The sequence below is a fragment of the Pseudomonas sp. S1_G07 genome (genome assembly GCF_054668565.1).
Genome location: NZ_CP162778.1, coordinates 5,444,911 through 5,457,672 on the forward strand (window position 1 = coordinate 5,444,911; position 12,762 = coordinate 5,457,672).

Here is a 12,762-nt window from a genome sequence, read left to right on the forward strand (position 1 = left end):
ATCGGCTACGGCCACGCAGTGAAGCTTCGGCTCCAACTAAGGGAAACCCTGATTACCACGATAGTGGCACCTTGCTATATAGCGCGCCCTCTCCCTTCCCCTCACAGGGTCAAAAGACCGATCCGGGAGCAGGTTCTAATCGCCCATGGAGCATAAAGATGTCATTGAGAAATATGAGGATCGGTCTGCGGGCCAGCCTGAGTTTTGGGGTGCTGGCCAGCTTGCTGGTGATTGCCGGTCTGTTTGGCCTGGGCCAAATGGCCAAGCTGTGCGAAAACGCGCTGGTCATTGAACCGTCGCGGATGCCTACCCACGACAGTGCAGCCCTGGTGGCGAGTATCCGCCTGGAGGCCCTGCTGAACAGCGACGCCGAACAAGCACTGCTGGATAAGCTCAAGGGCAATATCACCACCTACCTCGACGTCGTGAATCAAATGGTCGCTCTGGTGGACAAGCACCAGCAACAGGACGCCATCGACCTGCTTACCCACCGCCTCGCACCACAGGGCAAGGTTCTCGGCCAGAACCTGGAACACCTGATCGCCGTCAACCGGAGCGGCGTCGAAGCCGCCACGGGCTCAGCCGCGCGGGTGTATTCCAGCGCGCGGTGGGTGGTTGGCCTGATCATCGTGATCGCATTGCTGGCTACCTTGCTGCTGGCCTGGCTGCTGACCCGCAGCATCACTGCACCGATCAACCAGGCGCGCAGCATGCGCGGCATCAGCGAATCGGCGCAGCAACTGGCCTGCGCCGCCGAGGAAATGAGCTCGGTGCTGCAACAGAGCACCCGTGGTCTGCAGGCGCAGAACCACGAAATCGAGCAAGCCGCGACCGCTGTGACCCAGATGAGTGCCGCCGTGGACGAAGTGGCGAGCAATGCCGTGTCCAGCGCCGAGGCCTCCCAGGCTTCCGATGAAGACAGCAAGCACGGCCATTACCAGATCAGCGAGACCATCCGTTCGATCCAGAATCTGGTGGACGAAGTACTCGCTGCCACCCACAAGGCCGAGGACCTGGCGCTGCAGGCTCAGAACATCAGCAAGGTGCTGGAGGTGATTCGCAACATCGCCGGGCAAACCAACCTGCTGGCGCTCAACGCAGCGATCGAAGCGGCGCGCGCGGGCGATGCCGGGCGAGGGTTTGCAGTGGTCGCCGATGAGGTGCGCTCGTTCGCACAGCGCACCCAGGATTCCGCCGAAGCAGTCGAACAGATGCTCACCGGTATCCAGCAAGGCACCCAGGACACCGTCATGGCCCTCAACAGCAGCGCCGAACAGGCCGGCCACACCCTGCAACGGGCCAACAGCGCGGCCAGCGCGCTGGAAAAAATCACCGCCGCCATCTCTCAGATCAGCCAGCGCAACCGGATGATCGCCAGCGCCGCCGGGCAGCTGGCGCTGGTGGCTCGCGAGGTTGACCGCAGCCTGGTGAACATCCGCGACCTGTCCATGCAGACCGCTGCCGGCGCCACCCAAACGTCAGCCGCCAGCCAGGAACTGTCACACCTGGCGGTGGACCTCAATGGTTTGGTGACACGCTTTGTCCTGTAATCAGTGATTGTGTCGGGCAGGTCTGTGGGCAACACTCGCCGCCTTATTGATGTGGGAGTTCTCCGTGAGACCTGTCGACACCTTGTACTTGCTGGGGCTGGCCGCCATCTGGGGCGCGAGCTTTTTGTTCATGCGCATCATCGCGCCGGCAATCGGCACGGTGCCGACCGCGTTTTTTCGCGTGTCGATTGCCGCCGCCGGGTTGCTGGTGATCCTGGCGGTGATGCGGGTGAAGTGGGACTTCCAGGGCAAGTTCAAGACCGTGCTGGTGCTGGGCATGATCAACTCCGGGATCCCCGCGACCCTGTACTCGGTGGCGGCCCAGGTACTGCCGGCGGGCTACTCGGCGATTTTCAATGCCACCACGCCGCTGATGGGCGTGTTGATTGGCGGGCTATTTTTCAGTGAGCGGCTGACGCCGTCGAAAATCGCCGGGGTCTGCCTGGGCCTGTTTGGCGTCGGCGTGCTGACCCGTGCGGGGCCCGTGGCGTTTGACCTGGAATTGTTGATGGGTGCAGTGGCCTGTTTGCTGGCGACCACCTGTTATGGCTTTGCCGGATTCCTCGCGCGCCGTTGGCTGGACCAGCGTGGTGGTTTGGACAGTCGACTCGCCGCCCTGGGCAGCATGCTGGGCGCCACATTGTTGCTGTTGCCGCTTTTTGCCTACAGCGCCATCAGCCATCCGCCCGCGACCTGGGGCGGTTGGCAGGTGTGGATGTCGCTGCTGGGATTGGGGCTGGTGTGTACAGCGTTTGCCTACGTGCTGTACTTCCGGCTGCTCACGGCCATAGGCCCGGTGAGATCGATGACCACCACCTTTTTGATCCCGCCATTTGGGGTGTTGTGGGGCGCGTTGTTGCTGGACGAGCCGCTGTCGATGGCCCATGTGTATGGCGGGGTGTTGATTGCCGGGGCGTTAGGGTTGGTGTTACGGCCGCAAAAACTGTAGGCGCGAGCTGGCCCGCGCCTGCAGCCGGTCAGTTAGTGCTTACGAAACACAAACCCCAACCCCACAATGATCAACCCCATCCCCAGCAGGCTCAACAGCGCGAGCCTGTTGCCAAAGATCAAGTAATCCATCACCGCCGTCACCGCCGGCACCAGGTAGAACAAACTGGTGACATTCACCAGATTGCCCCGTGCGATCAGGCGGTACAGCAACAGCGTCGCCAGCACCGACACTACCAGCCCCATCCACAGCACCGGCAGGTAAAACCCCGTAGCGTGCTCAACGTGAAATGGCTGGAACGGCACACACACCGCACACAGCAGCAGCCCCGCCACATACTGCACTGGCAGTGTGCCCAAGGGGTTATCGGTGATGCGCTTCTGCATGATCGAGCCGAACGTCATGCTTGCCAGGGCCAGCAGCCCGAACAGCATCCCCGCCAGGGACATACCCGACAGGCCAATGCCCTGGTAAACCACCATGATCAACCCCGCCAGCCCCAGGCCCAGGCCGAACATCCGGCGCCAGGAACGCTGGCGCTCCATCAGCACCACCGTGAGGATCGGCTGCACGCCCATGATGGTCGCCATCATGCCGGGAGTGACCTTGAGGTCGAGGGCCAGCAGGTAAAAGATCTGATAGGCCCCCAGCAATACCAGTCCGGTGGCCGCCGCATACAGCAGGGGTTTGCCGGGGCGCGGCAGTTTCAGCTTGAGGATCGGCACCAGCACTACCAGGCCCGCCAGGGCGATGGCAAAGCGGATCAGTAAGAACGCGAAAGGTGAGGCGTGGGCCAGGCCCCACTTGGAGAAGATCGCCCCACTGCTCCACAACAACACAAACAGGCTCGTCGAGGCCGCCGCGGCCACGGATTGTTTCGAAAGAACAGACATGGTTACCACCTGTTATCAGGCAAAAAAAGCCGATTCAACAACCGTTGAAATTCAGTAGGTTTTTTTCAGGCGGGCACGGGGTCACAGCAATCAGCTGATCAGCCCGAAACGCCAACGCCTGGCGGTGATACGACTGCGTACACCGGCGTGCTACTGACAGGTGGGGGGTAATGACTGATCTGCACAGGCTGCTGACTCCCGCACGGCACGACCACAGCGTTGACCGCTGAATCGACTACCGCTATGCGCTGGAGAGCTGGCATGGGCTGATCTGGTGTGAAGGGACGAAGAAGACGCGACTATAACCAGCCGCTGATACGTTTTGCAATCACCTCGCCAACGCCCATGGCGAGGAGGAGTTTTCATGTGGACCATGTAGGACGGTAGCTATAATGCCGCCAAATTTTTTCTAGGACTCCCCATGATCACATTGCCCTGGCTGTATCTGGCGCTGCTTTCCCTCGGCTATGGGCTGGCCCTGGCCTATGGGCAACTGGGTCTGTTGGCCGCCGTGTCCGTGGCCCTGCTGCTGGTCGCCGGCTACGCCGTGCGCCAGCAACGCACGCCCTGGGCGCGATACCTGGGCCACGGCTTGTTTATCGTATTGGCCCTGAGCCTGGCAATGCACTGGCTGCCGGGCTTCTACAACGGGCGCGGCATTGACCCGCAGCGTTTCACCCCCGACGCCGTGCCCTTCTCGATGTACCTGAACCAGGACAAGCCGCTCATCGGCTTCTGGCTGTTGCTGGCCTGCCCCTGGATCGTGGCCCGGCGGCGCCTGCGCCTGTCGATCTGCGTGACCGCCCTGGCCTTGGCCCTCACCGCCATCGCCGCCCTGGGCTGTGCCGCGATGCTGGGCGTGATCAGTTGGGCGCCGAAATGGCCGGATCAGGCCTGGTTATGGGTGCTGAATAACCTGCTGCTGGTGACACTGGTGGAAGAAGCGCTGTTCCGTGGCTACATTCAAGGCGGCTTGAGCCGGCGCTTCCAACGCCTGCCCTATGGCGACAACCTCGCCCTGCTGCTGGCCTCGCTGTTGTTCGGCCTGGTGCATCTGAGCGCGGGCTGGCACTGGGTGCTGCTGGCGAGCATCGCCGGGGTCGGGTATGGCCTGGCTTATCGGTTTGGCGGGCTGGGGGCGGCGATTGCCACGCACTTTGGCCTGAATCTGCTTCACTTCGGCTTGTTTACGTATCCGATGCTGGCGGGCTGACACCGCCTCCCCACGAATGCAGGCCCCGCTGATTGTTGCAAAAATAAGTTAAATAAACGCCTGTTGTCGCCGATACCCCATGAAAGCCTTGCGGATTGAACAACCATGCGTAATAACCAACCCGTTACACAGCGCGAACGTACCTTCCCCGCTCAGCAACGGTTGATCTCCACCACAGATGCCAAAGGCGTAATCACCTACTGCAACGACGCGTTCGTCGAGATCAGTGGGTTTTCCCGTGAAGAACTGCTACGCGCGCCGCACAACCTGGTGCGTCACCCGGATGTTCCGGCGGCGGTGTTCGGGCATATGTGGTCCACGCTCAAACAAGGCTTGCCATGGATGGGCATTGTCAAGAACCGCTGCAAGACCGGCGATCATTACTGGGTCAACGCCTATGTGACGCCGGTCTTCGACGGCAACCAGGTGGTCGGCTACGAATCGGTGCGCATCAAGCCCACCGCCGAGCAGGTCCGCCGCGCCGAAGCGCTCTACCAACGCATCAACCAGGGCAAGTCGGCCATTCCCCAGCGGGACAAGTGGCTGCCGGTGCTCCAGGACTGGGTGCCGTTCATCCTGATCAGCCAGTTGAGCTTCATGATCGGTGCGTCGCTCAACTCCCACTGGGGTTTTGCCCTGGCGGCGGGGCTCTCGGTGCCGTTGGGCCTGCTCGGCCTGACCTGGCAACAGCGCGGCCTCAAGCGCCTGCTGCGCCTGGCCGAACAGACCACCTCCGACCCGTTGATCGCGCAAATGTATACCGACAGCCGTGGCGCCCAGGCGCGTCTGGAGATGTCGATCCTCAGCCAGGAGGCGCGCCTGAAGACGTGTCTTACACGCCTGCAGGACACCGCCGAACACCTCAACGACCAGGCGGCCCAGTCCAACACCCTGGCGCACAACAGCTCCAGCGGCCTGGAACGCCAGCGCGTGGAAACCGAGCAGGTGGCCACGGCAATCAACCAGATGGCGGCGACCACCCAGGAAGTCGCCAGCCATGTACAACGCACCGCCGATGCGACCCAGGAGGCCAACCGCCTGACCGGTCGCGGCCGCGACATCGCCGGGGAAACCCGCGAGGCGATCCAGCGCCTGTCGGTGGCGGTTGGGGAGACGGGTGTGACCGTCACTCAACTGGCCAAGGACAGCGATGAGATCGGTGGCGTCGTCGACGTGATCAAAGGCATTGCCGACCAGACCAACCTGCTGGCATTGAACGCCGCCATTGAAGCGGCGCGTGCCGGTGAGATGGGCCGTGGTTTTGCGGTGGTGGCTGACGAAGTCCGTCAACTGGCGCAACGCACGGCTGAATCGACCGGGCAGATCCACACCCTGATCGCCAAGCTGCAGCAGACCGCGGCCGCCGCCGTGCAAACCATGGACGCCGGGCATCGCCAGGCCGAAGAAGGTGTGGCGCGGGTGATGGAAGCGGACCAGGCGCTGGTGGGCATCAGCGAAGCGGTGGCGCACATCACCGACATGACCACGCAGATCGCCGCCGCGACCGAAGAGCAGAGTTCGGTGGCCGAGGAGATCAGCCGCAACATCAGCACCATCGCACTGCTGGCGGATCAGACGTCGGAGCAGGCGTTGAGCTCGGCGCAGTTGAGTGAAGAGTTGACGCATACGGCCAATACCCAGTACTCGCTGGTAGAACGCTTCAACCGGTAGACCGCTATCGCAGGCAAGCCAGCTCCCACATGTTGACGGTATTCACACATCAAACATGTAGAAGCTGGCTTGCCTGCGATGGGGCCCTAAAGGCCGCCAAGAAACCTCGCCACCTGCACCGCCGCAGCCTCCAGATGCTGCTCATGGCTGAACCCCGAAGCCTTCAACGGCTTCAAGTCATGATCCCCCGCTACCAGCCACATCACCTCAATGCTCGGCGACAAGTCATACCCCTCCACCGCCGTCCGATTGCCCAGGGCATCGCGCTCGCCCTGCACGATCAACGTGGGCGTCTTCAATCCAGCCAGATGCTCAACCCGCGGTTTCTCCGGTTTACCCACCGCGTAGAACGGATACCCCAGGCAAACCAGCCCATCAGCGCCCACTTCATCCGCCAAAAGACTGGCCATGCGCCCCCCCATGGACTTGCCACCGATGGCCAGTTTCCCAGCGACATGGCGTCGCACCTCGGCATACACCTCACGCCACGCATCCAGCAGTTTCGGCGCCGGATTCGGTGGGCGTTTGCCGCCATCCGCACGGCGCTGGGCCATGTAGGGAAACTCGAAGCGCAGCACGTTCACGCCATGCCCGGCAAGGCGTGCGGCCATGTCGTTCATGAAGGATGAGTCCATCGGGGCGCCGGCGCCGTGGGCCAGGATCAGCGTAACCGGCGTACTCGCGGCCGCGTCCGAGGCGACATCCCACAGCCAGCCGTGTTCCCGTACACACTGCGCCCATTGATCCCCGTCAATACTGGCCTTGTGCTCTTTGCCCATGCTTGCCTCGCTATTCAGTCTGCCTATAACTCCAGCCCAAGTGTCGCATCAGCTTGGGTTGAACCGTGGATGGGGAACCATGAACACTACTTTAAGTACCGCCTATAACTACAAGGTGGTCCGCCAATTCGCCATTATGACGGTGGTGTGGGGCATCGTCGGCATGGGGCTCGGGGTTTTTCTCGCCGCCCAATTGGTTTGGCCCGCGCTCAACTTCGACTTGTCCTGGACCAGCTTCGGCCGCTTGCGCCCGTTGCACACCAACGCGGTGATCTTCGCCTTTGGCGGCTGCGCGCTGTTTGCCAGCTCGTTCTACTCGGTGCAGCGTACCTGCCAGACCCAGCTGTTCGCGCCGAAAATCGCCGCGTTCTGCTTCTGGGGCTGGCAACTGGTGATCCTGCTGGCCGCGATCAGCTTGCCGCTGGGCTACACCAGCTCCAAGGAATACGCCGAGCTGGAATGGCCGATCGATATCCTCATCACCGTCGTCTGGGTGGCCTACGCCATCGTGTTCTTCGGCACCGTGGCCAAGCGCAATACCAAGCACATCTACGTCGGCAACTGGTTCTTCGGTGCGTTCATCATCACCGTGGCCATCCTGCATATTGTCAACAACCTGGAAATCCCGGTCAGCCTGACCAAGTCCTACTCGCTGTACGGCGGTGCGACGGATGCCATGGTGCAGTGGTGGTATGGGCATAACGCGGTAGGCTTTTTCCTCACCGCCGGCTTCCTCGGGATGATGTACTACTTCGTGCCCAAGCAGGCCGAGCGGCCGGTGTACTCGTATCGCCTGTCCATCGTGCACTTCTGGGCGCTGATCACCCTGTACATCTGGGCCGGTCCTCACCACTTGCACTACACCGCGTTGCCGGACTGGGCACAGTCGTTGGGCATGGTGATGTCGCTGGTGCTGCTGGCACCGAGCTGGGGCGGCATGATCAACGGCATGATGACCCTCTCGGGCGCCTGGCATAAGCTGCGCAGCGACCCGATCCTGCGCTTCCTCGTGGTGTCGCTGGCGTTCTACGGCATGTCGACCTTCGAAGGGCCGATGATGGCGATCAAGACCGTCAACTCGCTCTCCCACTACACCGACTGGACCATCGGCCACGTACACGCCGGCGCCCTCGGCTGGGTAGCGATGATCTCCATCGGCGCGCTGTACCACATGATCCCCAAACTGTTCGGCCGCGAGCAGATGTACAGCGTCGGGTTGATCAACGCGCACTTCTGGCTGGCCACCATCGGCACCGTGCTCTACATCGCCTCGATGTGGGTCAACGGCATCGCCCAGGGCCTGATGTGGCGTGCGATCAACGATGACGGCACCCTCACCTACTCCTTCGTCGAAACCCTGGTGGCCAGCCACCCAGGCTTCATCGTGCGGCTGGTCGGCGGTGCAGTGTTCCTCAGCGGCATGTTGCTGATGGCTTACAACACTTGGCGCACCGTGCGCTCGGCACAACCTGTCGAAGCCGCCACCGCCACGCAAATGGCCTGAGGAGTCAGTGATGAAACACGAAACGATTGAAAAGAACGTCGGCCTGTTGATGCTGCTGATGGTGCTCGCCGTGAGCATCGGCGGCCTGACCCAGATCGTCCCACTGTTCTTCCAGGATGTGACCAACAAACCGGTGGAGGGCATGAAACCCTATACCGCGCTGCAACTGGAAGGCCGTGACATCTACATCCGCGAAGGGTGCGTGCAGTGCCACTCGCAGATGATCCGTCCGTTCCGCGCCGAAACCGAACGCTATGGCCACTACTCGGTCGCCGGTGAAAGCGTGTGGGACCACCCGTTCCTGTGGGGCTCCAAGCGTACCGGGCCGGACCTGGCGCGCGTCGGCGCACGCTACTCGGACGACTGGCACCGCGCGCACTTGTACAACCCGCGCAACGTGGTACCCGAGTCGAAAATGCCGGCCTACCCATGGCTGGTCACCGCCGCCGTCGACAGCAGCCACACCGAGACCAAGTTGAAAGTGATGCGCACCCTCGGCGTGCCGTACACCGACGACGACATCAGTGGCGCGGTCGCCAGCCTCAAGGGCAAGACCGAGATGGACGCGCTGGTTTCGTACCTGCAAGTGCTCGGCACTGCCATCAAGAGCAAGAGGTGAGCCATGGGATTTGAATTCGATGCGGGCACCATTCGCGGCCTTGGCACGCTGGTGGTTGCCATCGCCTTTATCGGCCTGTCGCTGTGGGTGTTCAACAACCGTCGCAATGCGGAATTCGAGCAGGCACGCCTGCTGCCGTTCGCCGACGAACCCACTCCATCCGACGCTCAAGAAGAGCCTGTAACAAGGAGCAATCGGCCATGACTACTTTTTGGAGTACATGGATCTGCGTACTGACCATCGGCAGCCTGATCGGCCTGACCTGGCTGTTGGTCGGCACCCGCAAGGGCGAGACCAAGGGCAGCGTCGACCAGACCATGGGCCACGCCTTCGACGGTATCGAGGAATACGACAACCCACTGCCGCAGTGGTGGTTCATGCTGTTCGCCGGCACCCTGGTATTTGCCGTCGGCTACCTGATCCTCTACCCCGGCCTGGGCAACTGGAAAGGCGTGTTCCCCGGTTATGAGAACGGTTGGACCTCGGCCAAGGAATGGGACAAGGAAATGGCCAAGGCCGATGCCAGGTTCGGACCGATCTTCGCCAAATTCTCGGCCATGCCGGTGGAAGAAGTCGCCAAAGACCCGCAAGCGTTGAAAATGGGCGGTCGCCTGTTTGCCTCCAACTGCGCGGTGTGCCACGGCTCGGATGCCAAGGGCGCGTACGGCTTCCCTAACCTGGCAGACAACATCTGGCGCTGGGGCGGTTCGGCCGCAGCGATCAAGACCACCATCATGAACGGTCGCCACGCGGCGATGCCGGCCTGGGGTGAGATGTTGGGTGATGACGGTGTGAGAAACGTCGCCGCCTATGTACGCCACGACCTGGCCAAACTGCCACTGCCTGCCGACAGCAGCGCCGACCTGGCCGCAGGCCAAGCCGCGTTCAGCACCACCTGCGTGGCTTGCCACGGTCCGCAAGGCCACGGCATGGAAGCCATGGGCGCGCCGAACCTGACCGAGCCGAGCGGCTATATCTACGGCACCAGCCTGGCGCAGTTGCAACAGACCATCCGCCACGGTCGCCAGGGCCAGATGCCTGCGCAGGAACTGCTGCAAGGCAATGACAAGGTGCACCTGCTGGCGGCTTACGTGTATAGCCTGTCCCATCAATAGCAGCAGGTGAGCTGGAAGTTTTAAGCTTCAAGCTGCAAGAGAAGAGCGCCCAACTTGGATCTTGCAGCCGCTTTTTCTTGCGGCTTGCAACTTGCCGCTGATGACTGCCGCTCTGCGGCAGTTCGTCACACCCTTCCAAAGCACAACTTTCCCCCCTTGCCATTCGGGTCTACGCTTGCTGCACAGCGGACCGGTTCCGGCGTACGCGATGGCTACCGTTGCGAGTCGAAAAAATTCCTGTCCACTTGATCAGCTTTCTATTTTGGATTTTGTCCTTACATCAAACATGGAAAGGGCGCAGAATCTGGCGTGGAACGCATTGATACAGGTCAGTCATTGCGTTGCAATGACCCCTTGCTTTCTACATACTTGCGGCCGATTTTTACCTATAAAAAAACCTAAACCGTGGAACCTTAGAATGAGCACAGCAATCAGTCCGACTGCTTATAACTATAAGGTAGTCCGCCAGTTCGCCATCATGACGGTGGTCTGGGGGATCCTTGGCATGGGGCTCGGGGTCTTCATCGCCTCGCAACTGGTATGGCCGGAATTGAATTTCGGTCTGCCCTGGACGACCTTCGGCCGTCTGCGCCCGCTGCACACCAACCTGGTGATCTTCGCCTTCGGCGGATGCGCACTGTTCGCCACTTCCTACTATGTCGTGCAGCGAACCTGCCAGACGCGACTGATTTCCGACAGCCTGGCCGCCTTCACCTTCTGGGGATGGCAAGCCGTGATCGTCGGAGCCGGCATCACGTTGCCGCTGGGCTACACCACCACCAAGGAGTACGCCGAGCTGGAATGGCCGATCGCCATTTTGCTGGCCATCGTCTGGGTGACCTACGCGCTGGTGTTCTTCGGCACCATCGTCAAGCGCAAGACCAAGCACATCTACGTGGGCAACTGGTTCTACGGCGCGTTCATCCTGGTCACGGCGATGCTGCACATCGTCAACCACGCCTCGTTACCGGTCAGCCTGTTCAAGTCCTACTCGGCCTATTCCGGCGCAACGGACGCGATGATCCAGTGGTGGTACGGGCATAACGCCGTGGGCTTTTTCCTCACCACCGGTTTTCTGGGGATGATGTACTACTTCGTGCCTAAACAGGCCGAACGTCCTATTTACTCGTATCGCCTGTCCATCGTGCACTTCTGGGCGCTGATCACCCTGTACATCTGGGCCGGCCCCCACCACTTGCACTACACCGCGCTACCGGACTGGGCGCAGTCGCTGGGCATGGCGATGTCGATCATCCTGCTGGCGCCAAGCTGGGGCGGCATGATCAACGGCATGATGACCCTGTCGGGCGCCTGGCATAAGTTGCGCACCGACCCGATCCTGCGCTTCCTCGTGGTGTCGCTGGCGTTCTACGGCATGTCGACCTTCGAAGGGCCGATGATGGCGATCAAGACCGTCAACTCGCTCTCCCACTACACCGACTGGACCATCGGCCACGTACACGCCGGCGCCCTCGGCTGGGTGGCGATGATCTCCATCGGCGCGCTGTACCACATGATCCCCAAACTGTTCGGCCGTGCGCAGATGCACAGCGTCGGGCTGATCAACACGCACTTCTGGCTGGCCACCATCGGTACCGTGCTCTACATCGCTTCGATGTGGGTCAACGGCATCACCCAGGGCCTGATGTGGCGTGCGATCAACGATGACGGCACTCTCACCTACTCCTTCGTCGAAGCGCTGCAAGCCAGCCACCCGGGCTACATCGTCCGCGCCCTGGGCGGTGCGTTCTTTGCCTCCGGCATGCTGTTCATGGCCTACAACGTCTGGCGCACCGTGCGTGCCTCGGACCCTGTACAAGCCGAAGCCGCCGCCCAGATCGTCGTTGCAGGAGCGCACTGATGAAGCACGAAGTAGTCGAGAAGAATATCGGCCTGCTGGCCTTCTTCATGGTGATCGCCGTGAGCATCGGCGGCCTGACCCAGATCGTTCCGCTGTTTTTTCAGGACGTGACCAACAAGCCGGTGGAAGGCATGAAGCCGCGCACCGCCCTTGAACTGGAAGGCCGCGACGTCTACATCGCCAACGGCTGTGTCGGCTGCCACTCGCAGATGATCCGTCCGTTCCGCGCCGAAACCGAACGCTACGGCCACTACTCGGTCGCCGGTGAAAGCGTGTGGGACCATCCGTTCCTGTGGGGTTCCAAGCGCACCGGCCCGGACCTGGCACGTGTCGGCGGGCGTTACTCCGATGACTGGCAACGCGCGCACTTGTACAACCCGCGCAACGTGGTGCCTGAATCGAAAATGCCGGCGTACCCGTTCCTCGTGGAAAACAAGCTCGACGGCAAGGACACCGCGAAGAAGATGGAAGTCTTGCGCACCCTGGGCGTGCCCTACACCGACGAAGACATCGCCGGTGCGGCCGCCGCCGTGAAGGGCAAGACCGAAATGGACGCATTGGTGGCCTACCTGCAAGGCCTGGGCACTATCATCAAAAGCAAACGGTGA

At 61.7% G+C, this 12,762-nt stretch carries 12 protein-coding genes; 10 read left to right on the top strand and 2 right to left on the bottom strand.

Translation table 11 applies throughout. The features are described from left to right. Positions 1–158: 158 nt before the first annotated feature. Together AB4O05_RS24770 and AB4O05_RS24775 are read left to right on the top strand one after the other, a co-directional pair. On the top strand, positions 159–1,550 hold the full coding sequence (locus AB4O05_RS24770; protein WP_460134810.1) for a HAMP domain-containing methyl-accepting chemotaxis protein: 1,392 nt from the start codon (positions 159–161) through the stop codon (positions 1,548–1,550). Between the two features lie 64 nt (positions 1,551–1,614). Further along, positions 1,615–2,499, top strand: coding sequence for a DMT family transporter (locus AB4O05_RS24775; protein WP_460134809.1), 885 nt, complete (start codon positions 1,615–1,617; stop codon positions 2,497–2,499). A gap of 32 nt (positions 2,500–2,531) precedes the next feature. On the opposite strand, the gene AB4O05_RS24780 is transcribed toward AB4O05_RS24775, so the two are convergent. Continuing rightward, positions 2,532–3,392, bottom strand: coding sequence for a DMT family transporter (locus tag AB4O05_RS24780; RefSeq protein WP_460134808.1), 861 nt, complete (start codon positions 3,390–3,392; stop codon positions 2,532–2,534). Positions 3,393–3,813: 421 nt separating this feature from the next. Here AB4O05_RS24780 and AB4O05_RS24785 point away from each other — a divergent pair, with 421 nt between their 5' ends. Continuing rightward, positions 3,814–4,605: a CPBP family intramembrane glutamic endopeptidase gene (locus tag AB4O05_RS24785; protein WP_460134807.1), complete on the top strand. Its 792-nt coding sequence runs from the start codon at positions 3,814–3,816 to the stop codon at positions 4,603–4,605. A 105-nt stretch (positions 4,606–4,710) separates the two neighbouring features. Continuing rightward, positions 4,711–6,276, top strand: coding sequence for a methyl-accepting chemotaxis protein (locus AB4O05_RS24790; RefSeq protein WP_460134806.1), 1,566 nt, complete (start codon positions 4,711–4,713; stop codon positions 6,274–6,276). A gap of 86 nt (positions 6,277–6,362) precedes the next feature. Here the strand turns inward: AB4O05_RS24790 and AB4O05_RS24795 are convergent, their stop codons facing one another. Continuing rightward, positions 6,363–7,055: an alpha/beta family hydrolase gene (locus AB4O05_RS24795; RefSeq protein WP_460134805.1), complete on the bottom strand. Its 693-nt coding sequence runs from the start codon at positions 7,053–7,055 to the stop codon at positions 6,363–6,365. Between the two features lie 79 nt (positions 7,056–7,134). Here AB4O05_RS24795 and ccoN (AB4O05_RS24800) point away from each other — a divergent pair, with 79 nt between their 5' ends. The 6 genes from ccoN (AB4O05_RS24800) to ccoO (AB4O05_RS24825) all read left to right on the top strand — a co-directional run bounded on the left by ccoN (AB4O05_RS24800) (position 7,135) and on the right by ccoO (AB4O05_RS24825) (position 12,762). Beyond that, complete coding sequence (gene ccoN / locus AB4O05_RS24800) at positions 7,135–8,559, top strand: cytochrome-c oxidase, cbb3-type subunit I (RefSeq protein ID WP_460134804.1); 1,425 nt, start codon at positions 7,135–7,137, stop codon at positions 8,557–8,559. Between the two features lie 10 nt (positions 8,560–8,569). Further along, positions 8,570–9,178, top strand: a complete 609-nt coding sequence (gene ccoO / locus AB4O05_RS24805; RefSeq protein WP_017735321.1) for a cytochrome-c oxidase, cbb3-type subunit II — start codon at positions 8,570–8,572, stop codon at positions 9,176–9,178. 3 nt (positions 9,179–9,181) lie between these two features. Next, positions 9,182–9,382, top strand: a complete 201-nt coding sequence (locus tag AB4O05_RS24810) for a cbb3-type cytochrome oxidase subunit 3 (protein ID WP_411392182.1) — start codon at positions 9,182–9,184, stop codon at positions 9,380–9,382. Beyond that, on the top strand, positions 9,379–10,293 hold the full coding sequence (gene ccoP, locus AB4O05_RS24815; RefSeq protein ID WP_460134803.1) for a cytochrome-c oxidase, cbb3-type subunit III: 915 nt from the start codon (positions 9,379–9,381) through the stop codon (positions 10,291–10,293). Before AB4O05_RS24810 ends, ccoP begins: the two co-directional genes overlap by 4 nt. A 418-nt stretch (positions 10,294–10,711) precedes the next feature. Next, the gene (ccoN, locus tag AB4O05_RS24820; protein ID WP_460134802.1) at positions 10,712–12,154 is read left to right on the top strand and encodes a cytochrome-c oxidase, cbb3-type subunit I; all 1,443 of its coding nucleotides are present in this window, start codon (positions 10,712–10,714) and stop codon (positions 12,152–12,154) included. Beyond that, a complete protein-coding gene (gene ccoO, locus AB4O05_RS24825; RefSeq protein WP_003193167.1) occupies positions 12,154–12,762 on the top strand; it encodes a cytochrome-c oxidase, cbb3-type subunit II in 609 nt (202 codons plus the stop codon). Before ccoN (AB4O05_RS24820) ends, ccoO (AB4O05_RS24825) begins: the two co-directional genes overlap by 1 nt.

What these genes read in the sequence shown, in the direction of transcription:
- AB4O05_RS24770 (WP_460134810.1), top strand. Translation starts at nt 159, where the DNA reads ATGTCATTGAGAAATATGAGGATCGGTCTGCGGGCCAGCCTGAGTTTT.
- AB4O05_RS24780 (WP_460134808.1), bottom strand. Translation starts at nt 3,392, where the DNA reads ATGTCTGTTCTTTCGAAACAATCCGTGGCCGCGGCGGCCTCGACGAGC.
- AB4O05_RS24785 (WP_460134807.1), top strand. Translation starts at nt 3,814, where the DNA reads ATGATCACATTGCCCTGGCTGTATCTGGCGCTGCTTTCCCTCGGCTAT.
- AB4O05_RS24790 (WP_460134806.1), top strand. Translation starts at nt 4,711, where the DNA reads ATGCGTAATAACCAACCCGTTACACAGCGCGAACGTACCTTCCCCGCT.
- AB4O05_RS24795 (WP_460134805.1), bottom strand. Translation starts at nt 7,055, where the DNA reads ATGGGCAAAGAGCACAAGGCCAGTATTGACGGGGATCAATGGGCGCAG.
- ccoN (WP_460134804.1), top strand. Translation starts at nt 7,135, where the DNA reads ATGAACACTACTTTAAGTACCGCCTATAACTACAAGGTGGTCCGCCAA.
- ccoO (WP_017735321.1), top strand. Translation starts at nt 8,570, where the DNA reads ATGAAACACGAAACGATTGAAAAGAACGTCGGCCTGTTGATGCTGCTG.
- AB4O05_RS24810 (WP_411392182.1), top strand. Translation starts at nt 9,182, where the DNA reads ATGGGATTTGAATTCGATGCGGGCACCATTCGCGGCCTTGGCACGCTG.
- ccoP (WP_460134803.1), top strand. Translation starts at nt 9,379, where the DNA reads ATGACTACTTTTTGGAGTACATGGATCTGCGTACTGACCATCGGCAGC.
- ccoN (WP_460134802.1), top strand. Translation starts at nt 10,712, where the DNA reads ATGAGCACAGCAATCAGTCCGACTGCTTATAACTATAAGGTAGTCCGC.
- ccoO (WP_003193167.1), top strand. Translation starts at nt 12,154, where the DNA reads ATGAAGCACGAAGTAGTCGAGAAGAATATCGGCCTGCTGGCCTTCTTC.